Origin of the sequence: Paenibacillus spiritus, assembly GCF_008710135.1 — a bacterium.
Classification (GTDB): Bacteria; Bacillota; Bacilli; order Paenibacillales; family Paenibacillaceae; genus Paenibacillus_AQ; species Paenibacillus_AQ glufosinatiresistens.
This window is the reverse complement of the sequence record NZ_VYKK01000004.1, coordinates 379793-400197: the sequence shown is the minus strand read 5'-3', so window position 1 is coordinate 400197 and position 20405 is coordinate 379793. Positions and strand designations below refer to the sequence as shown.

The window sequence follows — 20405 nt, the reverse complement described above, 5'->3', positions numbered from 1 at the left end:
ACAAAAAAAGCCCGATAGCGCCCGCAGGTTTAGACAGACTTTGAAGGGATGTCTTTCTATACTATTCATATCGTCCAACAAGCCGGACGGGAGAATGCAAGCCGCAATCAGGAACCGGCGAGAGCGGCGGATGGGTGGGGAACATGGCGGTCTATATCGATCTGGTCTTTCTGGTGAACGTCCTGATCGACGGAATCCTGCTCTGGCTGACGGCCTGGCTCGGCAAGCGAAGGATGCCCTGGTGGAGAATGGCGCTGTCGTCGGGCACCGGAGCCATGTATGTAGTGATGATGTTCGTGCCGGAGCTGGGCTTTATGTATACCTTTGTTGTCAAAGCGGCATTATCTTTGGCCATGATCGGCATTGCGTTTGGCTTTGGCAGCCTGCAGGGGTTTCTTCGACAGCTCGGATACTTCTATCTCGTGAACTTTGCGGCGGCCGGGGGCATTATCGGAATTCATTATCTGCTACAGAGCAGCGGAGACCTCTGGAACGGAATTCTGTATACGGCGTCGGGCGGATTCTCCTTCCGGCTGCGCATCGGGTTCTGGTTCACTGCGGGAACCCTGCTGCTGGTGTTGGGTCTCTTCAAACGTCTGCACACCGCCCGCACAGACAGACAGCGCCTGGAATCCTATATCGGCACGGTTACGGTTGAGATCGGCGAGGTGCGGATCAGCTGCCCGGGCCTGCTTGATACCGGCAACCGGCTGTGCGACCCGCTGACACGGACGCCGGTGCTGGTGATGGAAGCCGCGCTGTGGGAAGAGCATCTGCCCGCTTCGTGGAAAGGGCGTCTGTCGCGGGACGGCGCGGATCAGCTGCTGCTGGAATCGGACGGGCAGTCTTATGTCTGGCGGGACCGGCTGCGGCTGGTGCCGTACCGGGGCGTGAACCGGGCCGCCTCGTTCATGCTTGCGCTGAAGCCGGACCAAGTCACCGTTACGATGGACGGTCAAGAACGGGTGACCGCCCGAGCGCTGATTGGGCTGGACGGCGGCACGTTGTCTGCGGAAGGGGCTTACCGGGCCGTGATCCACCCTGATCTGGCTCAGCCGGAAGCGGGGGCGCCTGCGGGTACGGGCCCGAACTTCTTGAAGGAGGTACCACGATGATCCATTGGAAAATGACGCTGCAGCTCCAGTATTACCGGGTGCTGTTTCTGCTGGGACTCAAGAGTCAGGAAATCTATTATATCGGCGGAAGCGAGGCGCTGCCGCCGCCGCTGACGCGCGAAGAGGAGGATTATCTGCTTCAGCGTCTGCCCAGCGGGGACGCCGCTGTCCGGGCGATGCTGATTGAGCGCAACCTGCGCCTGGTCGTGTACATCGCCCGCAAATTCGAGAATACCGGAATCAATATCGAAGACCTGGTGTCCATCGGCGCGATCGGATTGATCAAGGCGGTCAATACGTTTGATCCCGAGAAGAAGATCAAGCTCGCGACCTACGCCTCGCGCTGCATCGAGAACGAAATTTTGATGTATCTGCGGCGCAACAGCAAGACCCGCAGCGAGGTCTCGTTCGACGAGCCGCTTAACATTGATTGGGACGGCAACGAGCTGCTGCTCTCCGATGTTCTGGGAACCGAGAATGATACCATCTACCGGGGAATCGAAGAGCAGGTGGACCGAAAGCTGCTGGAGAAGGCGCTGGAGAAGCTGAGCGAGCGCGAGCGGATGATTATGGAGCTGCGCTTCGGGCTTAGGGGCGGAGAGGAGAAGACGCAGAAGGATGTAGCGGATCTGCTCGGGATTTCCCAATCCTATATTTCACGGCTGGAGAAGCGGATCATCAAGCGGCTTCGCAAAGAATTTAACAAGATGGTATGAATAAAAGGCGCAAATTCAGTCAGGAATAAAATGGACTGCCGGGGAGATAATGTACATTAATGTTTCTCCTTGGGAGGTTAATCATCATGACCCGTAACAAAGTCGAGATTTGCGGCGTGGACACCAGCAAGCTTCCCGTTCTGACGAACGCGGAGATGCGCGAACTCTTCACTTCGCTTCAGCAGCAGGGGGAGCTATCCGCCAGAGAGAAATTGGTCAACGGCAATTTGAGGCTGGTGCTCAGCGTCATCCAGCGTTTCAACAACCGCGGCGAGTTCGTGGACGATCTGTTCCAGGTCGGCTGCATCGGGCTGATGAAAGCCATTGACAACTTTGATTTATCCCAGAATGTCAAGTTCTCCACCTACGCCGTTCCGATGATTATTGGAGAAATCCGCCGGTATCTCAGGGACAACAACCCGATCCGGGTATCCCGTTCTCTGCGGGACATCGCCTACAAAGCGCTTCAGGTCCGCGACAGCCTGACCAATCAGAATTCGCGCGAGCCCACGATCTTCGAGATTTCCGAGGCGCTCGGCGTTCCGAAGGAGGATGTGGTATTCGCCCTGGACGCCATTCAGGACCCCGTATCGCTGTTCGAGCCGATCTATCATGACGGCGGCGATCCGATCTATGTGATGGACCAGATCAGCGACGACCGGAACAAGGATGTGTCCTGGATCGAGGAGATTGCGCTTCGGGAAGCGATGCAGCGGCTCGGCCAGCGCGAGAAGCGGATTCTATCCATGCGTTTTTTTGAAGGCAAGACCCAGATGGAAGTCGCCGACGAGATCGGCATTTCCCAGGCCCAGGTCTCCCGGCTGGAGAAATCGGCCATTCAGCAAATGCAAAAGCATGTGAAATCGTGACCGCTGTGCGGCCGCGTCATGGACAACCCCACGTATCAGGTGGGGTTTTTGGCATGTCTTTAGAAAGCGGGAAGCGCAGACCGGTGAATCGGGAGTCATGAGGCCAGGCCTGCGGCTCATATACTGGACGAAGAGAGCAGAGGTTCAACCGAAGGAGGGCGGCCATCATGAATCCGGACACAGCCGCAGCCGGCAAGCGGATGAAGATCTCCGATTTTCAGACGAAGGATGTCATTAATATTATTGACGGCAAAAGACTGGGCCAGATCGGCGATCTGGAACTGGACCTGCGCCGGGGAGTAATCGACGCCATTATCATTCCCGGCTACAGCCGGTTTCTCGGACTGTTCGGCGGAGGAGCCGACCTCGTCATTCCCTGGCGGAATATCGTCAAGATCGGCTCGGATGTGGTGCTCGTCAAGATGGATGAACCCCGCCCGCAGGAGGCGGAGGAACGGGAACCCGTCTACCTGGAGCGGGGCGACCGGGTGGAGCGCCCGGAACGCAGCGAGCGGCGGAGTTATTGAGAGGGCCTGCGTCCTCCGGTTTGGGAAAGGACAATCCGCTATGTTACACTAGCAGGGAGGTGAAGAGGGAGATGGAACCATTTGTACATACCGGCGGCAGCCCGTCGCTGCTGCTTCTGAAGAAGTGGATGGACGCCGAGGCGGGCCTTGCCGCGGGATTTACCGGACGCAGCGGCGGGGCGGGCGGGGCGCCGTATGACAGTCTGAATGCCGCACTGCATGTAGGCGATGATCCGCAGACGGTGCTGCGCAACCGTGAGATTCTGGCCCGGAGCCTGGGCTTTGAGCCGGCGGACTGGACCTGCGGAGAACAGGTTCATGGCGCAGCCGTAGCTGTAGTCTCCGCGCCGGACCGGGGGAGAGGAAGCCGGGACCGGACTTCGGCGTTCCAGGATACCGACGGTCTGCTGACGGATGTGCCGGGCGTTCTGCTGACCTCTTTCTACGCCGATTGCGTCCCGCTCTTCTTCTGGGACCCGGAGCGCCGGGCGGTCGGCTTGGCGCACGCCGGCTGGAAGGGAACGGTCGCCGGCATTGCCGCCGTTATGGTGAAGCGGATGCAGGAGGAATACGGCAGCCGTCCCGGCGATCTGCGGGCGGCGATCGGCCCCAGCATCGGGGCCTGCTGCTATGAGGTGGACGAAGCGGTGATGGACCGTGCGCGGCCGGTGCTGGCAGAGCTTGAGGCGCAGACGGAAACGGCTGACCCGATGTTCATTCCGTCGGAAGACCGGCCGGGCCGAACGATGCTGAACTTGAAAGAATGCAACCGGCGGATTATGATAAAAGCAGGAATTTTGCCGACTCGTATCGAATGTACCAGTTGGTGTACAAGCTGCCGGCCCGATCTGTTCTTCTCCTACCGGAAGGAGAACGGAACAACCGGCAGAATGACGAGCTTTATCGGCCTAAAGGAGAGTTGACCCTTGACTTTGCAAGGCAGAATAGACAAGGTTCGGAACGCCGTAAGCGAAGCCTGCGCGGCGGCCGGACGCGACCCCCGTGACGTCAAGGTGATTGCCGTAACCAAGTATATCTCGCCGGAGAAGACCGCCGCCGTACTGGACGCCGGTCTGACCGATATCGGGGAGAGCCGGTGGCAGAGCGCACAGGAGAAATGGGAATCCCTCGGAAGCAGGGGCACCTGGCATTTCATCGGGCATCTGCAGACCAATAAGGTGAAGGACGTAATCGGCAAATTCGCATATATTCATTCCCTGGACCGGCTGTCGCTGGCCCGGGAGCTTCAGCGCAAGGCGGAAGCGGCCGATCTTCAGGTGAAAGCGTTCGTTCAGGTGAACATTTCGGGCGAAGAATCCAAATATGGCCTCAGCCCGGAGGCGGTTCCCGGATTTCTGCGGGAGATTGCCGGGATGGACCGGATCGAGGTTGTCGGGCTCATGACCATGGCCCCCTATGAGGGCGATCCGGAGGAGACGCGCCCGGTGTTCCGGGGCCTGCGCGAGCTGCTGGACAAGCTCAATGCCATGTCCCTGACCCCGAAGCCAATGACCGAGCTGTCGATGGGCATGTCCAATGATTACGAAGTGGCGATACAGGAAGGAGCCACCTGGGTCCGCCTGGGTACGGTGTTAGTAGGCCATGAGGAGGGAGATCAATGGGTGTGATGAACCGGTTTATGAGCTTTTTGGGATTGCAGGAACAGGAAGAAGTCGTGGAACGCGAGCGTCTGGAGGACCGGACGGAGGAAGAATTCGAGCCGGTTCCGGCGGAGCCCCGCCGGCCCCAGCGCGCAGGCAATGTCGTCAGCATTCACTCCCAGAAGAACGTGAAGGTTGTGCTGTATGAGCCCCGCTCCTACGAGGAGGCCCAGCAGATCGCGGATCATCTGCGCTCGCACCGGACCGTTGTGGTGAATCTGCAGCGGGTGCGGCATGATCAGGCGAAGCGGATCGTCGACTTTCTCGGCGGAACCGTCTATGCGCTTGGAGGAGAGATTTCCAAGATCGGCGGCAATATCTTCCTCTGTACGCCGGATACTGTCGAAATCCAGGGATCCATTACCGAAATCCTGAACGACGAACAAGATTACAACAGAATGAGGTGAAGGGGCTTTGTCCCAAGTTCTAGATATTATTAATATCCTTTACGGGATATACATGTGGATGATTATTTTCTATGTGCTGATGTCCTGGTTCCCGGCGATCAGCAACTCCTTTGTCGGCGAACTGCTGGCTAAGCTGGTGGAGCCGTATCTGGCGCCTTTCCGCCGTGTGATCCCCCCGCTGTTCGGCACTATGGATTTCTCGCCGATCATCGCTTTCTTCGTGCTTCGCTATGCCGTGATGGGCCTTCAGGCCATCATCATCTACCTGTTTGGTTGAGGCCGGGAAGATGAAGAATGAGATTTACGGACATTTTCATCCCGATGAGCGCCCTTTTGTGGATAAGGCCTGGGAATGGGTAGAGAACGCCGCCGTGTACCATGAACTGAAGCGGACGGAATTCTTGGACCCCCGCCAGGCTTTTATTGTAGAATCGCTGGCCAACCGGAATCCGGATGTGGCGCTTCGTCTGGACGGCGGTTACCCGGATGCGGAACGACGGCGGGCGCTGATCGGACCGGACTACCGGGACCTGGACAGCGAGGAGATGGAGCTTCGCGTACTGGAAGCCGTTCCGGTGGATCCGGGCGGGCTGGATCATGGAGACTATATGGGCGCGCTGCTCGGACTGGGCGTCAAGCGGGGAACCATCGGCGATATTCATGTGCTGGAGGACCGCTGTCATGCGGTGGTAACGCGGGAGATGGCGGATTTTCTGTCGATTCATCTGACCGGCGTCGGCCGCTCCGCTGCCACAACCTCTGTGCTGCCTATCGGCATGCTTCGTCAGGCCCAAGCCCGGATGGAGACGTTCGAGATTTCGGTCGCTTCCCTCCGGCTGGATGGAATCGCTTCCGATGTCTGCCGGGTAAGCCGCAGCAAGATTCTGGCTCCGATCAAAGCCGGAAGAGTCCGGGTCAACTGGAAGGCGGAGGAGAACCCCGCTGCCCTCCTGAAAGCAGGAGATACCGTATCGGTGCAGGGATTCGGGCGTTTTCGGGTGCTGGAGGTCGGCGATCTGACCAAAAAAGGCCGCTACCGGGTCGGTATCGGCAAATTTGTGTGAAGGGCCCGGCAGGAATCGGCGGACGATTGTCGAAATGGAATATTCCTATAGGGCCGTAACATGTCGAAGGCCAACAGCCGATACATGTTAGTGAGATGCGGACCCGGCGGGTTGAAGCCGGTTGTCCGAAATTTTCCAGGAGGTGCGCAGCATGCCATTAACGCCGCTCGATATACATAACAAGGAGTTCGCGAGAAGGCTCCGGGGTTATGACGAGGACGAGGTCAATGAATTTCTGGATCAGGTAATCAAGGATTACGAAGCCGTTATCCGCGAGAATAAGGAACTGCAGGGCCAGCTCCTGACCGTTCAGGAACGACTGGACCACTTCACCAATATCGAAGATACGCTGTCCAAGACGATAATCGTTGCGCAGGAAGCGGCGGATGAAGTCAAGAACAACGCCAAGAAGGAAGCGCAGCTGATTATCAAGGAGTCGGAGAAGAACGCCGACCGGATCATTAACGAGGCGCTGTCCAAATCGCGCAAGATCGCGATCGAGACGGAAGAGCTCCGCAAGCAGGCTTCGATCTACCGGACCCGGTTCCGCACCCTGGTGGAAGCCCAACTGGAACTGCTGTCCCAGGATGACTGGGATGCGCTGGAGTCGCGCGAAGCCCGCGAGGAAGTCGTCTAGAGAGAAGGCATGCCCGGTTGATATTTGCTGCGCAAGCGGCTATAATTAAAGAATGCATGATTTAACAAGACATTCGATGACGGGACCAGTACGGCATGGTTGACGTTCCCCAGAGAGTCGGCGTTCGCTGCAAGCCGATGTGCGGATCATGACGGAAGATCTTCCCCGAGAAGCCGAACCGAAGCGTATTCCTCAACGGAACGTGAGTAGGAGAGGCCGTCCTTGCCGGTCGTTACCCCGGCCCCGTGTTCCGATCCGGACCGGACTTGAGATTTCGCCTGTTAGCCGGCTCTTCCTAGAAGAGCGCGGAAGCATGGCGGAGAATTAGGGTGGTATCGCGAGCTGCGCTCGCCCCTTAACAGGGGCGGGCGTTTTTTGTTGTTCCAACAGAGCAGAAGGAGGCATTTCGAATCATGCACAAAGTTGACGTCCGCGAGAAAGCGCGCGACCGGGATGTTCGCATCCTGAAGAAATGGAACGAGGAGAACACGTTCCGCCAATCAATTGAGAACCGGGAAGGCAAGCCGAACTACGTCTTCTACGAAGGTCCGCCGACCGCCAACGGCGCGCCGCATATCGGCCATGTGCTGGGCCGGGTCATCAAGGATTTTATCGGCCGCTACCAGACCATGAAGGGCTACCGCGTCGTCCGCAAGGCGGGCTGGGATACCCACGGACTGCCGGTCGAGCTGGGCGTCGAGAAGCAGCTCGGCATCTCCGGCAAGCAGGAGATTGAGAATTACGGCGTCGAGGCGTTCATCAAGAAGTGCAAGGACAGCGTGTTCGGCTACGAAAAGCAGTGGCGCGAATTCACCGAGGCGATCGGCTATTGGACCGATCTCGACAATCCGTATGTCACGCTGAACAACAGCTATATCGAGAGTGTATGGAACATCCTGGCGACCGTTCATGAGAAAGGGCTGCTCTACCGCGGCCACCGCGTCAGCCCGTACTGCCCGAGCTGTCAGACCACGCTGAGCTCCCATGAAGTCGCCCAGGGTTACAAGACGGTGAAGGATCTCAGCGCCACGGCCAAGTTCAGACTGGACGGCAGCGGCGAATATGTGCTGGCCTGGACCACGACGCCGTGGACGCTCCCGGCCCATATGGCGCTCGCCGTCAATCCCGAGATGGACTACGTGCGCGTGAAGCAGGAGGACGGCGTCTATATCCTCGCCAAGAACCTGGTGGACGAGGTTGTCAAGGGCGACTATGAGCTTCTGGGCGAGCTGAAGGGAGCCGAGCTTGTCGGCAGAACCTATCAGCCGCCGTTCAGCTTCATTCAGGCGGAGCGCAGCAACGTCATTGTCGGCGCATCCTTCGTCACCGACGCCAGCGGTACCGGTATCGTTCATATGGCTCCGGCCCACGGCGAAGACGACTACAAGGCCTGCCGCGAGAACGGCATCAGCTTCGTGAATGTGGTTGACGCCTCGGGCAAGTATACCGAGACCGTAAGCGATTTTGCCGGCCGGTTCGTCAAGGAGTGCGACCTCGACATTGTCAAGGCACTGTCCGAGAAAGGCCTGCTGTACGGCAAAGAGAAGTACGAGCACAGCTATCCGTTCTGCTGGCGCTGCGATACTCCGCTGCTCTATTACGCCACAGACAGCTGGTTCATCAATACCACGGCCATCAAGGATCAGCTGATCGCCAACAACAATACGGTGGATTGGTACCCGCCGCATGTCCGGGAAGGACGCTTCGGCAAATTCCTCGACGAGCTGGTAGACTGGAACATCAGCCGCAACCGCTACTGGGGAACGCCGCTGAACGTCTGGGTCTGCGAAGCGACCGGGAAGGAATTCGCTCCCCACAGCATCGCCGAGCTGCGGGCCATGGCGACGACGGAGGTCCCGGAGGACATCGAGCTGCACAAACCATATGTGGATGCGATCCGGCTGAAGAGCCCGTTCCGGGAAGGAGCGGAAATGGTTCGCACGTCCGAGGTCATCGACGTCTGGTTCGACAGCGGTTCGATGCCTTTTGCCCAGAGCCACTATCCGTTCGAGAACGCCGATAAGCTGGATGACCAGTTCCCGGCGGATATGATCTGTGAAGGGATCGACCAGACGCGGGGCTGGTTCTACAGTCTGCTGGCGGTATCGACCCTGTTCAAGGGGAGAGCGCCGTACAAGGCGGTCATCGCTACCGGCCATATTCTGGACGAGAACGGGCAGAAGATGTCGAAATCGAAGGGCAATGTCATCAACCCCTGGGATATCATGAATGAATACGGAACAGACGCGTTCCGCTGGGCAATTCTGTCCGACAGCGCGCCGTGGAACAACAAGCGCTTCTCCCGCGGCCTGGTCGGAGAGAGCAAGTCGAAGGTCGTGGATACGCTGGTCAACACGCACGCCTTCCTGACGCTGTACGCCGGCATCGACGGCTACGATCCGGCTGAGCATTCGTTCCGTCTGTCGGCCCACAAGCTGGACCGCTGGATTCTGTCGCGGCTGAACAGCCTCATCCTCGTGGTGGATAAAGGGCTTGCGGTGAATGACTTTGTCAACACCTCGAAGGCGATCGAAGGGTTCATCGACGAGCTGAGCAACTGGTACATCCGCCGCTCGCGCGACCGCTTCTGGGGCAGCGGACTGGGCGAAGAGAAGCTGGACGCCTACCGGACGCTGACGCATGTGCTGCTGACCACATCCAAGATTGTAGCCCCGTTCATGCCGATGCTGGCGGAGGATATCTTCGTAAATCTGGGCGGAGGCGAGAGCGTGCATCTGGCCGATTACCCGAAGGCCGACGAAGGGCTGATCGATCTGGAACTGGAGCGCGATATGGAGAGCGCGCGGAATATCGTCGAGCTGGCGCGCAACGTCCGCAACGAGACCGGCATCAAGACCCGGCAGCCGCTGCCGGAGCTGATTGTCTCCATGAACCGGGAGTTCAACGTCTCGGACTACGAGGAGATCATCAAGGACGAGATCAACGTCAAGTCGATCGTTCTGGAAGACAGCGACAGCGGATTTGTGGACTTTACCCTGAAGCTGAATCTGAAGGTCGCCGGCAAAAAGTACGGCAAAAACGTCGGCTTCATTCAGGGCTTCCTGAAGGGAATGGACAGCGGCGCGACCCGCGCCGCCGTGCAGAACGGAGCCGTCCACGTCACGTCTCCGGAGGGCGAGGAGCTTCAGATCACCGCCGACGAGCTGCTGATCGAGAAGCAGGCGAAGCCGGGCTTCGCATCGGCTTCGGGCTATGGCCTGACCGTGGCGCTGAACACCGAGATCACGCCGGAACTGGTCCAGGAAGGCTGGGTGCGCGAAGTGGTCCGCGCCGTTCAGGATTACCGCAAACGGCTGGACCTGCCGATCGACAAACGGGTGGAGCTGACCCTGGATCTGGATGAAGAGCTGAAAGCCGCCGTCACCGCATTCGAGCATGTGCTCCGCGATAACGTGCTGGTGACCCGTGTGGACTTCGGCTCTGGCGAAGGCTTCGAGACCGTCGATCTCGGCGGCAAGAGTGTCGGCATCAAGATCGGCTAGTAGGAGCACTACGTGGAAGCGGCGGCAAAAACGCCGCTTCCTGCATGGCCCGTCCGCCCCGCGCATATACTAGCGAGGGAGTACAGCGGCGGAAGACGAAAGAGAAGGCGAACCCGCGCCAGCCAGACTGTGCGGGTTCGCCTTCTCTCGCGTTGCAGCCCGGCGATCGGAGGAGGAAGACAGGTGCCGAAAGACAGCACGCGGGAACCCCCGGAATTATCCCCGGAATTATCTAATGAGGAGAAGCTGAACACCGTCTACCGGATGGCGGCGGATTGGGGCCGGCGGATGGAGAAGTCCCGTCTCTCCGAGTACACCGATCTGCTGCAGTCGCCCTGGTCGCTCATCTGGCGGAATCTGCTCGCCGGAGTATCCCGAGGCGTCGGAATCGCGCTTGGATTTACGTTCTTTGCGGCGACGATTATCTATCTGCTTCAGCTGCTGGGAGCGCTCAATCTGCCGATCATCGGCGATTACATTGCCGACATTGTCCGGATTGTCCAGCATCAGCTTGAACTCAAAACGTATTAACGCCGGCCGGGGCTGTCTGCATATTCCGCAGGACAGCCCCGGCTTTGGATGTGCGCCTAAGGACGCGGACCGTTCGGGTCCAGCAAATAATCCCCTTCTCCGCTGTCCAGATAACGGCGGTAAGGATCGCCTTCCACAACGAACACCTCGGTGCCCGTAATATCGGTGGCGACAAAACTCTCCCAGGCCTCCACCCAGCCTTCATTCTCGTCGGCTTCGATTTCGACTTCATTATAGGAGTCGATATTGTTGCCCTCCGCCATGGCCGGCGTGGTTGAGGAGCCGTAGCTCTCGACAATCTGCCAGGCGTCTTCGCCGTCAAAGCCCGAATACTCATGCTCATCCAGACTGCTGCGGCCAAAGGGCGGCATCAGGAAATCTTCCTCGACGGGGCGGGTATGCGGCTTCTCCTGCTTAGGGCTGCTATCCTTGCTGTAGCGGGTCCAGGGGATGGCGCGGAGACGCTCGTACGCGATCGGTTCGCCGGTTGCCTGGCAGATGCCGTAGGTGCCGTCGTTCATCGCTTCAAGTGCGGCATCGACATCCGCCAGCTCAAGCTCTTCCCGTTCAAGCAGCGAGATGTCCATCTCCCGCTGGAACAGATCGGTCGCCGCATCGGCCGGATGATTGTCGATTTCGGACAGTTCTCCGGTATTGTCGCGCATCGACTCTGCGAGGCCGTAATGATCGTTCTCCTGAAGGCGCCGGCGGATATCGGACTGCCGCTGCTCCAGCTGCTGCCGAAGGCCGGCAAGCTGGGCGGCCGTAAGATGATTCATGGCTAGTTGCTCCTTTCGAGACAATCGCGGCTTGGCATTTCCTAAGCGTTAGGTTGCCCGGGGGACGGAAGCGCTAGACAGGCGGAATTCAGCCAAAATATCGGATGGCTGCCAGCCGCCGCCATCTGCCGCCAAGCTTCGCTTCTCATGGACGGGCTCTTTAGCCCTATGCTACAATAGACGGGAATGCGCGAAAGAACGGCAGAGCCGACATCAGAACGGAGTGACAATTGTAGTGGTCTATTATGTGATTGCCCTAATCGTCTTTTTGCTGGATCAAGGGAGCAAATATTTGATTGCGCACCGGCTGGAGCTCAATGAACAGATTCCGGTTCTCGGGAATTTCTTCCTGATCACATCGCACCGGAACACGGGAGCGGCCTTCAGCATCCTGCAGAACCAGCGCTGGTTCCTCATCGCCGTGACCGTTGTAGTGGCAATCGGCATCGTCTGGTACCTCAACAAGACCCGGAAGACGCGGAAGCTGCTTCCGACCGCGCTGGCGCTCGTGCTGGGCGGAGCGATCGGCAACTTTCTCGACCGGGCGATGACCGGCGAAGTCGTCGATTTTTTGCAATTCAATTTCGGCAGCTATACGTTCCCGATCTTTAATTTTGCCGATTCCTGCATTGTAGTCGGGGTGGCGCTGATTATTCTCGATGCCCTGCTTGACCTTGGAGGCGGAGACGAAGTGAAGGAGATCAAGGAACTCAAGGAGGAGAATGAATAACTTGGATTCACCGGATAAAGCAGCGATCACTTGGACGGTTCAGGCCGAAGATGCCAAGGTACGGATCGATAAATACATCACGGAAGCCTGGGAAGCGGACATTTCGCGCTCCCAGGTGCAGCTCTGGATCGAAGGCGGCCATATCACGGTGAACGGCAGACAGATCAAGGCCAATTACAAGCTGTCCGCAGGCGACGAGATCGCCGTCCGGGTGCCGGAACCGGAAGCCGCCGAATTGACGCCGGAGGATATTCCCCTGGATGTGGTCTATGAGGATGCCGACGTGATCGTCGTCAACAAACCGAGAGGCATGGTCGTGCATCCGGCTGCGGGGCACCCTTCGGGAACGCTTGTGAACGCCTTGATGTATCACTGCAAGGACCTCTCGGGCATCAACGGCGAGATCCGCCCGGGAATTGTCCACCGGATCGACAAGGACACCTCTGGACTTCTGATGGCGGCGAAGAACGACGCCAGCCATGCTTCCCTGGCCGGGCAGCTCAAGGAACACAGCGTGACGCGGCGCTATTTCGCCGTCGTTCACGGCAACATGGCTCACGACGAGGGCACCGTAGACGCGCCGATCGGCCGCGATCCCCATGACCGCAAGCTGTATACGGTCACTGAACGGAACAGCAAGACAGCCGTCACCCACTTCCAAGTTGTGGAGCGCTTCGGAGATTCGACGCTGCTGGAGCTGAAGCTGGAGACAGGCCGGACTCACCAGATTCGGGTCCATATGAAGTTCATCGGCCACCCGCTGGTCGGAGACCCGGTCTATGGCCGGAGCAAGGGCGTATCCATGGAAGGCGGGCAGGCGCTGCATGCGGCCGTACTGGGCTTCATCCACCCTTCGAGCGGAGAGTATCTGGAATTCACCGCGCCGCTCCCGGAAGATATGGAAGACCTGCTGCACCGGCTGCGGACCCGTTAAGGGGAAGACGCGGGGGAAGACGCGGGGGAAGACGCACAAGTGCAAATGAAGAGCGGATTTGTCCATGGAAGACAGAAGCCGCTTCAGGCATAGTTAGAACAGAATTCCATATGTCAGGAGTGACCGAGCAGTGAGCATCGAACACTATCAGAACACGTATATCCAGAATAATTTCGCCGACCGGATCGGCGGGTCCAACTATGGCAAAGACACGAACATCTACAAGTTCGAGAAAATCAAACGCGCCAAGGCGTCCGCGAAGAAGGACTTCCCGGACATCGAGCTGATCGACCTCGGCGTCGGCGAGCCGGACGAGATGGCCGATGCCGGTATCGTCGCGAAGCTGGCCGAAGAAGCGGCCAAGGAGGAGAACCGCGGATATGCCGACAACGGCATATCCGAGTTCAAGGCGGCTGCCGCACAGTATCTGAAGGACGTATTTGGCGTGGACGGTATCGATCCGGACACGGAAGTGCTGCATTCCATCGGCTCCAAGCCGGCACTGGCGATGCTGCCGTCCGCTTTTATCAACCCGGGCGACATTACGATTATGACCATTCCGGGCTATCCCGTACTGGGCACGCATACGAAATACCTGGGCGGCGAGGTGTATCCGGTTGAGCTGAAGAAGGAGAACGCCTTCCTGCCGGATCTGAAGTCCATCCCGGAAGAGATCGCCCGCAAGGCGAAGCTGCTCTATCTGAACTATCCGAACAACCCGACGGGAGCAAGCGCCACGCCGGAGTTCTTCGCCGAAGTGGTGGAATGGGCGAAGAAGTACAACGTCGTCGTCGTTCACGATGCCCCGTATGCGGCCTTGACCTATGACGGCGTGAAGCCGCTGAGCTTCCTCTCCGTGCCGGGCGCGAAGGATGTCGGGGTAGAACTGCATTCCCTGTCGAAGTCCTACAATATGACCGGCTGGAGAATCGGCTTCGTCGCCGGCAATCCGCTGATCGTGAAGGCATTCGGGGATGTCAAGGACAACAACGATTCGGGCCAGTTCATCGCCATCCAGAAGGCGGCCGCCTACGGCCTTGCCCATCCGGAGATTACCGAAGCGATTGCGGCCAAATACTCCCGCCGGCATGATATGCTGGTTGAGATGCTGAACGGCCTCGGTTTCTCCGCCGAGAAGCCGAAAGGCTCGTTCTTCCTCTATGTGGCTGCGCCGAAGGGCGTCAAGGGAGGACGCCGATTCGAGTCCGGCGAAGATTTCTCGCAGTATCTGATCCGCGAGAAGCTGATCTCTTCCGTGCCGTGGGATGACGCGGGCGCCTATGTGCGTTTCTCTGTTACGTTTGCCGCCAAAGGCATCGAAGAAGAGAAGCGGGTCATCGGCGAAATCAAGCGCCGCCTGAGCGACGTGGAATTTGAATTCTAAGGTCATAATTGAACAGAACGGGTAAGAAGAAGCGGGCTCAGCGACTGGGCCCGTTTTTTATTTTGCAATCCGGCAAGCGGTTGTGACCGCTCTCATAGAGGAAGGCCCGAGTCTGCTGAGAGAATACGATACATAGATCATAGCCGGGTCAAAGGAAGGACGGGGACAGGAGGAGGTTGAAGAAATGGCGCTGAAGCTGATCGTGGCCGTGGCAATCGCATTTCTGTACGTTCTCCTGGACCGGGGACTGGCGCCGTTTCTGGGAAAACGGAGCCCTGCAACCATCTATGTCTGGGCGGCCGGTCTGCTGCTGCTGACATTTGCCGTTCGGGGCAATTATGTATTCCGGCTGCCGGAGGGTACCGGCTCCGTCATCGGTTTGTTCTCGGCGGTGCTGGCCGTTAACCTGCTGATCGCCCGCTATTCGGGCTATCGCCCGGCCGGTGCGCTCAATAGGTTCAATTTTGCGGTTGTCTATCCGGTCTTCGAGGAGATCGCCTTTCGCGGCCTGATACTTCCGCTGCTTGCGGAAGCGGCGTTTCTGGCGAAGACCGTCCGCATCCCCGGCATCGGCGAACTGAACGGCGCGATTCTGCTTACTGCCTTCCTGTTCGCCGTATCGCACTTGCAGTACTACCGGCTGAACCGGCAGAGTATAGTCTTTATGGCGTTTGCCTTCAGCGAGGCGGCGGTATTCTATTCCCAAGGTAACGGAGGTAACCGGGAGCATGGAAAGAACGCTCAAGACACTTAAATTTGCTATGTGGATGACTGCGATATCTGTCTTCATGACGGGAGTGAATTATTTAGTTTATCGAGAGCTTGTCATGGGAATAGGGGGTGCTGTGCAGGTTTTTGTCTTTCTCTTTATCTGTTGGGTCTACAGGGCGGAGAAAGCGAAGAGTAATCCGTAACCCGGCTTTAAGTTGACAAGGCCCGCCCGTTCTGTCATAATTCTAGTGATAAATGAATAGCACCTTTAATTCAGTCCCGTGAGGCTGGCAAGGTAACGTGAATCGAGGTTCGCGATGTAGGAGGAGGAATCCGCATGACCATGCGGGGTCTCTTTACGCACGCGCACTCTCCATCCTGTGATAAACATCACTCCTTGCCGATTACGGCAAGGAGTTTTTTGATGTTCGGGCAACTGGATACAGGGCGTATATAACCGGCTGGAGGCGACAAGCAATTGATTACAGAGAAGAATATCATTATGGACGAGACGGCGATCCGCCGGGCGCTCTCGCGCATCGCCCACGAAATTCTGGAGAAGAACCGAGGCATCGAGAACTGTGTGCTGGTCGGCATTCGCACCCGCGGCGTCTATCTGGCCCGGCGGATTGCGGAGCGCATCCGCGAGATTGAGGGTGTCAGCGTCGCCTGCGGCGAACTGGATGTGACGCCGTACCGGGACGACCGGGCCAAGACGGGGAACGCGCTGAGCGGCGGCGAGCAGACGGAAGGCACGCCGGGAGCGGCGCTTCCGGACGGCGGCATCGGAGACAAGACAGTTATCCTCTGCGACGATGTGCTGTATACCGGGCGGACGATCCGGGCCGCGATGGACGCCCTGATGGACTGCGGACGGCCAAGGATGATCCAGCTCGCCGTACTGGCCGACCGGGGACACCGCGAGCTGCCGATCCGGGCGGATTATGTCGGCAAGAACGTGCCGACTTCGCGGCATGAGCAGATCGCCGTCGGCATGAGCGAAGTGGACGATAAAGACGAAGTGTATATCCTTTCCAATTGGGAGGCGAAATAACATGGCAACGGCCATTCGGGTACAGGAACGCAGCCTGCTCGGTCTGAAGGAGCTGAGCCGGACCGAGATCGAGGGTATTCTGCAGCGGGCGTCTTACTGGGACAAGCAGGAGTACAAGCTCATTCCGGTGCTGCAATCCCGCTTTGTCTCGAACATGTTCTTCGAGAACAGCACGCGCACCCGCTTCTCCTTCGAGATGGCGGAGAAGCGGCTCGGCGCCCAGGTGCTGAACTTTGCGGCGGCGGCCTCCAGCGTAGAGAAAGGCGAGTCGATCTACGACACCGTCCGGACGCTGGAATCGATGGGCATCGACGCCGGCGTGGTCCGTCTGAAGCCTGCGGGCGTGCTGCAGCAGCTGGCCGAGAAGGTGCGGGTGCCGCTCATCAATGCGGGCGACGGCAACAATGAGCATCCGACCCAGGCGCTGCTCGACATGTACACCATGCAGAAGACCTTCGGCGAGATCAAGGGACTGCAGGTATCCATCATCGGCGACATTATGCACAGCCGGGTGGCCCGCTCGAATCTGTGGGGGCTGACCAAGATGGGCGCATCCGTCCGCTTCTGCGCGCCGGACAACATGCGGGCGCCCGAGTTGGACGGCGAAGCCCGGTATGTTGACATCGACGAAGCGCTAAAGGCGGACGTCGTCATGATGCTCCGCGTTCAGCTGGAGCGGCATGCCAGCGGCATGCTGAAATCCGCCGAGGAATACCGGCGGCAGTTCGGGCTGACGGAAGAGCGGGCAGCCCGGCTCGGCAGCCGGACCGTGATTATGCATCCGGCGCCGGTGAACCGGAACGTCGAGATCGACGACGCGGTGGTCGAGAGCGCGAAATCGCTGATTTTCCCCCAGATGGAGAACGGGGTGCCGGTACGGATGGCGGTGCTGGAGCGGGCGCTGCTGTAGAGTGGACGCTGCAGGGCCGCCGCTCCCAGGGGCTCGGTTTATGCGGCGGAATGCTCGCAGCAACTTAGCGCAGAAAAAGCCTGGAGCTGAAGGAGCGTCAGCGTTCGCCTTTGTTTTTGAAATTTTACCGCTAAAGATTTTATTCAAGGAAATTCAGAAATAACAGCGACCGCAAGCCCAGGCTTTCTTCGGAGCGTATGCGCGCATCGCAGCTTACGACCGCATCACACATAATTGATTAATATTTATACACAAAGGTGAATTTTTATTATATAATACCAAAGGAGAGCTGGCCGTGATCATTACTAACGCGAGCGTACTGAACAGCGAAGGGCAACCCGAACGGATGGATGTGGAGATCAAGAACGGGATCATCGCCGGAATCGCAGAGGCCGGCAGCCTGAAGGCCGCCGGACAGGAAGTGATCGAGGCGGAAGGCAAGCTGCTGATCCCCGGACTGATCGACATGCATGTGCATCTGCGGGAGCCGGGCTTTGAGCACAAGGAGACGATCGAGACGGGAAGCCGCTCGGCGGCCAAGGGCGGATTTACGACCATCGCCTGCATGCCGAATACGAAGCCGGTTACCGACAGCCCCGAAGTGGTCTCCCTGGTGCTTGGCAAGGCGCGGGAAGCCGGCCTGGTGAAGGTGCTGCCGTACGCCGCCATCACGAAGAACGAGCTCGGAGAGGAATTGACCGATTTTGCCGCCCTCAAGGAAGCAGGAGCGATCGGATTCACGGACGACGGCGTCGGCGTACAGAGCGCGCAGATGATGAAAGACGCGATGAAGCGGGCTGCGGCGCTGAATATGCCGGTCATCGCGCACTGCGAAGACAACACGCTGGTTGAAGGCGCGCCGGTGGCCGAGGGAGCTTTTGCCGAGAAGTACGGCCTCAAGGGCATCCCGAACGAATCGGAAGCGATCCACGTCGGCCGCGACATTCTGCTCGCGGAGGCGACCGGGGTTCACTATCACGTATGCCATGTCAGCACCGAGCAGTCGATCCGGCTGATTCGGCTGGGCAAGCAGATTGGCGTCAAGGTGACCGCCGAGGTCTGCCCGCACCATCTGCTGCTGAGCGAAGAGGACATTCCGGGACCCGATACGAACTGGAAAATGAACCCGCCGCTCCGCTCCCGCCGCGACGTCGAAGCCTGCATCGAGGCTTTGCTCGACGGGACAATCGACATGATCGTCACCGATCACGCGCCGCACAGCGCCGAAGAGAAGGCGAAGGGCATGCTGCTCTCGCCGTTCGGCATCGTCGGCTTCGAGACGGCGTTCCCGCTGCTCTATACGGCCTTCGTGGCCACAGGCCAATGGGAGCTGCCGCTGCTCGTCAAGCGGATGACGGAGGACCCGGCCCGGGTGTTCGGACTGAACGCCGGGGTGCTGAAGGCGGGGGCGCCCGCCGACCTGACCCTGATCGACCTGGATACGGAGCGCGAAGTGAATCCGGACGATTTTGCCACCAAGGGCAGAAACACTCCGTTCGCCGGCTGGAAGCTCAAGGGCTGGCCGGTTGCAACCTGGGTGGACGGCAGACAGGTATGGAGCGCAGGCGATATGGAGAGCAAGAAGGACGAAGCCGGGCTGTCCGCCGACTAAAAGCGGCCGCAGATCCGAGCGCACTCCGGAGGGCATGAATCAATAAGCAGACTAACGTTAACTTAGAAGGAGTGGGGAGAATGCAGGCGAGATTGCTGCTGCAGGATGGAACGCTGTTCACCGGCACCGCGTTCGGCGCGGAGGGCGAGAAGACGGGGGAAGTCGTATTCAATACAGGAATTACAGGCTACCAGGAGGTATTGTCGGACCCTTCGTACTGCGGACAGATCGTTACGATGACGTATCCGCTGATCGGCAACTACGGCATTACCCGCGATGATTTTGAATCCGTGCGGCCGTTCGTGCACGGCTTCGTCGTCCGCCGGCATGAGACGGTGCCCAGCAACTGGCGGGCCGAGTACAGCGTCGACGATCTGCTGAAGGAATACGGAATTCCGGGCATCAGCGACATCGACACCCGGATGCTGACCCGAATCATCCGCCACTACGGCACGATGAAGGCCATCCTCACCACCTCCAACAAGCGTGTGGAAGAGCTGATGGAGATGATGGAAGATACTACGATCGAAGAGCTGCGCAACCAGGTGGCCCGGACGTCAACCCAGAGCGCATACAGCAGTCCTGGCACGAAGGAGAAGATCGTCCTGATCGACTACGGCGCCAAGACGGGCATTCTGCGCGAGCTGAACAAGCGCGGCTGCGACGTCATCGTCGTTCCCCACAATGTAACCGCCGAAGAGATCCGCCGGATCAATCCGGACGGCATTCAGCTCTCGAACGGCCCCGGGGACCCGAAGGACGTGCCGTATGCGGTGCAGACCATCGCCGATCTGCTGGGCGAATATCCGATCTTCGGCATCTGCCTCGGCCACCAGCTGTTCGCGCTGGCGTGCGGCGCCAACACGGAGAAGCTGAAATTCGGCCACCGCGGCGGCAACCATCCGGTGAAGGAACTGGAGAGCGGACGCTGCTACATCACTTCCCAGAACCACGGCTACACCGTGACAGAGGAATCCGTCCGGGGAACTGAGCTGGAAGTCACCCATATCAACAACAACGATAAGACCATCGAAGGTCTTAAGCATAGCCGCTACCCCGCCTTCTCGGTGCAGTACCATCCGGAAGCGGCTCCGGGTCCGCATGACAGCAGTTATCTGTTCGACCGGTTCCTGGATATGATTGCCGAACACAAGCGCAATACCCCGGCGGTCTCCCGCCAGGCCCAGCTTGCCGCCAATGCGCGCATTGCGGCGCCTGCACCGAAGCAGCAGCTCGAAGCCGTGAAAGGAGCATACTAGAG

General features: G+C 58.9%; 21 protein-coding genes. 20 read left to right on the top strand and 1 reads right to left on the bottom strand.

The features are described 5' to 3' along the window. Positions 1-143 precede the first annotated feature (143 nt). The 12 genes from spoIIGA to F4V43_RS03615 all read left to right on the top strand — a co-directional run bounded on the left by spoIIGA (position 144) and on the right by F4V43_RS03615 (position 11030). On the top strand, positions 144-1115 hold the full coding sequence (gene spoIIGA, locus F4V43_RS03665; protein ID WP_191089465.1) for a sigma-E processing peptidase SpoIIGA: 972 nt from the start codon (positions 144-146) through the stop codon (positions 1113-1115). After that, positions 1112-1831, top strand: a complete 720-nt coding sequence (gene sigE, locus F4V43_RS03660; protein ID WP_150456883.1) for an RNA polymerase sporulation sigma factor SigE — start codon at positions 1112-1114, stop codon at positions 1829-1831. Before spoIIGA ends, sigE begins: the two co-directional genes overlap by 4 nt. Positions 1832-1917: 86 nt before the next feature. Then, positions 1918-2700: an RNA polymerase sporulation sigma factor SigG gene (sigG, locus tag F4V43_RS03655; RefSeq protein ID WP_150456882.1), complete on the top strand. Its 783-nt coding sequence runs from the start codon at positions 1918-1920 to the stop codon at positions 2698-2700. Between the two features lie 167 nt (positions 2701-2867). Further along, complete coding sequence (locus F4V43_RS03650; RefSeq protein ID WP_223879760.1) at positions 2868-3227, top strand: YlmC/YmxH family sporulation protein; 360 nt, start codon at positions 2868-2870, stop codon at positions 3225-3227. A 71-nt stretch (positions 3228-3298) separates the two neighbouring features. Continuing rightward, a complete protein-coding gene (gene pgeF / locus F4V43_RS19640; protein WP_191089464.1) occupies positions 3299-4150 on the top strand; it encodes a peptidoglycan editing factor PgeF in 852 nt (283 codons plus the stop codon). Between the two features lie 3 nt (positions 4151-4153). Beyond that, positions 4154-4855 carry a YggS family pyridoxal phosphate-dependent enzyme gene (locus tag F4V43_RS19635; protein WP_191089463.1) on the top strand — a complete coding sequence of 234 codons (702 nt, stop codon included), beginning with the start codon at positions 4154-4156 and terminating at the stop codon, positions 4853-4855. Beyond that, positions 4846-5295 carry a cell division protein SepF gene (locus F4V43_RS03640; RefSeq protein WP_150456881.1) on the top strand — a complete coding sequence of 150 codons (450 nt, stop codon included), beginning with the start codon at positions 4846-4848 and terminating at the stop codon, positions 5293-5295. Before F4V43_RS19635 ends, F4V43_RS03640 begins: the two co-directional genes overlap by 10 nt. Before the next feature lie 7 nt (positions 5296-5302). After that, on the top strand, positions 5303-5572 hold the full coding sequence (locus F4V43_RS03635; protein ID WP_150456880.1) for a YggT family protein: 270 nt from the start codon (positions 5303-5305) through the stop codon (positions 5570-5572). Positions 5573-5582: 10 nt separating this feature from the next. Continuing rightward, complete coding sequence (locus F4V43_RS03630) at positions 5583-6359, top strand: RNA-binding protein (RefSeq protein ID WP_150456879.1); 777 nt, start codon at positions 5583-5585, stop codon at positions 6357-6359. Between the two features lie 151 nt (positions 6360-6510). Continuing rightward, the gene (locus F4V43_RS03625; RefSeq protein WP_150456878.1) at positions 6511-6996 is read left to right on the top strand and encodes a DivIVA domain-containing protein; all 486 of its coding nucleotides are present in this window, start codon (positions 6511-6513) and stop codon (positions 6994-6996) included. Positions 6997-7409: 413 nt separating this feature from the next. After that, complete coding sequence (ileS, locus tag F4V43_RS03620) at positions 7410-10499, top strand: isoleucine--tRNA ligase (protein WP_150456877.1); 3090 nt, start codon at positions 7410-7412, stop codon at positions 10497-10499. Between the two features lie 183 nt (positions 10500-10682). Further along, positions 10683-11030 (top strand): DUF5665 domain-containing protein, encoded by a 348-nt coding sequence (locus F4V43_RS03615; protein WP_150456876.1) that lies wholly within the window; start codon positions 10683-10685, stop codon positions 11028-11030. 56 nt (positions 11031-11086) lie between these two features. Here F4V43_RS03615 and F4V43_RS03610 read toward each other — a convergent pair whose 3' ends face one another. Then, positions 11087-11809, bottom strand: a complete 723-nt coding sequence (locus F4V43_RS03610) for a TraR/DksA C4-type zinc finger protein (protein ID WP_150456875.1) — start codon at positions 11807-11809, stop codon at positions 11087-11089. A 235-nt stretch (positions 11810-12044) separates the two neighbouring features. Between F4V43_RS03610 and lspA the strand changes: the two genes are divergently transcribed. From lspA to carA, 8 genes are all read left to right on the top strand, one after another. Continuing rightward, positions 12045-12539, top strand: coding sequence for a signal peptidase II (gene lspA, locus F4V43_RS03605; RefSeq protein ID WP_150456874.1), 495 nt, complete (start codon positions 12045-12047; stop codon positions 12537-12539). A gap of 1 nt (position 12540) precedes the next feature. Continuing rightward, complete coding sequence (locus F4V43_RS03600) at positions 12541-13473, top strand: RluA family pseudouridine synthase (protein WP_223879759.1); 933 nt, start codon at positions 12541-12543, stop codon at positions 13471-13473. Between the two features lie 130 nt (positions 13474-13603). After that, positions 13604-14857: an LL-diaminopimelate aminotransferase gene (locus F4V43_RS03595; protein WP_150456872.1), complete on the top strand. Its 1254-nt coding sequence runs from the start codon at positions 13604-13606 to the stop codon at positions 14855-14857. Positions 14858-15041: 184 nt separating this feature from the next. Beyond that, positions 15042-15611 (top strand): type II CAAX prenyl endopeptidase Rce1 family protein, encoded by a 570-nt coding sequence (locus tag F4V43_RS03590; protein WP_150456871.1) that lies wholly within the window; start codon positions 15042-15044, stop codon positions 15609-15611. Between the two features lie 459 nt (positions 15612-16070). Further along, positions 16071-16622 carry a bifunctional pyr operon transcriptional regulator/uracil phosphoribosyltransferase PyrR gene (gene pyrR, locus F4V43_RS03585; RefSeq protein WP_411898445.1) on the top strand — a complete coding sequence of 184 codons (552 nt, stop codon included), beginning with the start codon at positions 16071-16073 and terminating at the stop codon, positions 16620-16622. A 1-nt stretch (position 16623) separates the two neighbouring features. Then, positions 16624-17532, top strand: coding sequence for an aspartate carbamoyltransferase catalytic subunit (locus tag F4V43_RS03580; protein WP_150456869.1), 909 nt, complete (start codon positions 16624-16626; stop codon positions 17530-17532). A gap of 289 nt (positions 17533-17821) precedes the next feature. Beyond that, a complete protein-coding gene (locus F4V43_RS03575) occupies positions 17822-19144 on the top strand; it encodes a dihydroorotase (protein ID WP_150456868.1) in 1323 nt (440 codons plus the stop codon). Between the two features lie 80 nt (positions 19145-19224). Next, entirely contained in the window at positions 19225-20403 is a 1179-nt protein-coding gene (carA, locus tag F4V43_RS03570; RefSeq protein WP_150456867.1) for a glutamine-hydrolyzing carbamoyl-phosphate synthase small subunit, read from the top strand. Positions 20404-20405 lie beyond the last annotated feature (2 nt).

Bases quoted from the DNA above. Each gene is read 5' to 3' on its own strand.
- spoIIGA (WP_191089465.1), top strand. From the start codon at position 144: ATGGCGGTCTATATCGATCTGGTCTTTCTGGTGAACGTCCTGATCGAC.
- ileS (WP_150456877.1), top strand. From the start codon at position 7,410: ATGCACAAAGTTGACGTCCGCGAGAAAGCGCGCGACCGGGATGTTCGC.
- sigE (WP_150456883.1), top strand. From the start codon at position 1,112: ATGATCCATTGGAAAATGACGCTGCAGCTCCAGTATTACCGGGTGCTG.
- sigG (WP_150456882.1), top strand. From the start codon at position 1,918: ATGACCCGTAACAAAGTCGAGATTTGCGGCGTGGACACCAGCAAGCTT.
- F4V43_RS03610 (WP_150456875.1), bottom strand. From the start codon at position 11,809: ATGAATCATCTTACGGCCGCCCAGCTTGCCGGCCTTCGGCAGCAGCTG.
- F4V43_RS03625 (WP_150456878.1), top strand. From the start codon at position 6,511: ATGCCATTAACGCCGCTCGATATACATAACAAGGAGTTCGCGAGAAGG.
- F4V43_RS03650 (WP_223879760.1), top strand. From the start codon at position 2,868: ATGAATCCGGACACAGCCGCAGCCGGCAAGCGGATGAAGATCTCCGAT.
- F4V43_RS03640 (WP_150456881.1), top strand. From the start codon at position 4,846: ATGGGTGTGATGAACCGGTTTATGAGCTTTTTGGGATTGCAGGAACAG.
- carA (WP_150456867.1), top strand. From the start codon at position 19,225: ATGCAGGCGAGATTGCTGCTGCAGGATGGAACGCTGTTCACCGGCACC.
- pyrR (WP_411898445.1), top strand. From the start codon at position 16,071: ATGGACGAGACGGCGATCCGCCGGGCGCTCTCGCGCATCGCCCACGAA.
- F4V43_RS03580 (WP_150456869.1), top strand. From the start codon at position 16,624: ATGGCAACGGCCATTCGGGTACAGGAACGCAGCCTGCTCGGTCTGAAG.
- pgeF (WP_191089464.1), top strand. From the start codon at position 3,299: ATGGAACCATTTGTACATACCGGCGGCAGCCCGTCGCTGCTGCTTCTG.
- F4V43_RS03590 (WP_150456871.1), top strand. From the start codon at position 15,042: ATGGCGCTGAAGCTGATCGTGGCCGTGGCAATCGCATTTCTGTACGTT.
- F4V43_RS03630 (WP_150456879.1), top strand. From the start codon at position 5,583: ATGAAGAATGAGATTTACGGACATTTTCATCCCGATGAGCGCCCTTTT.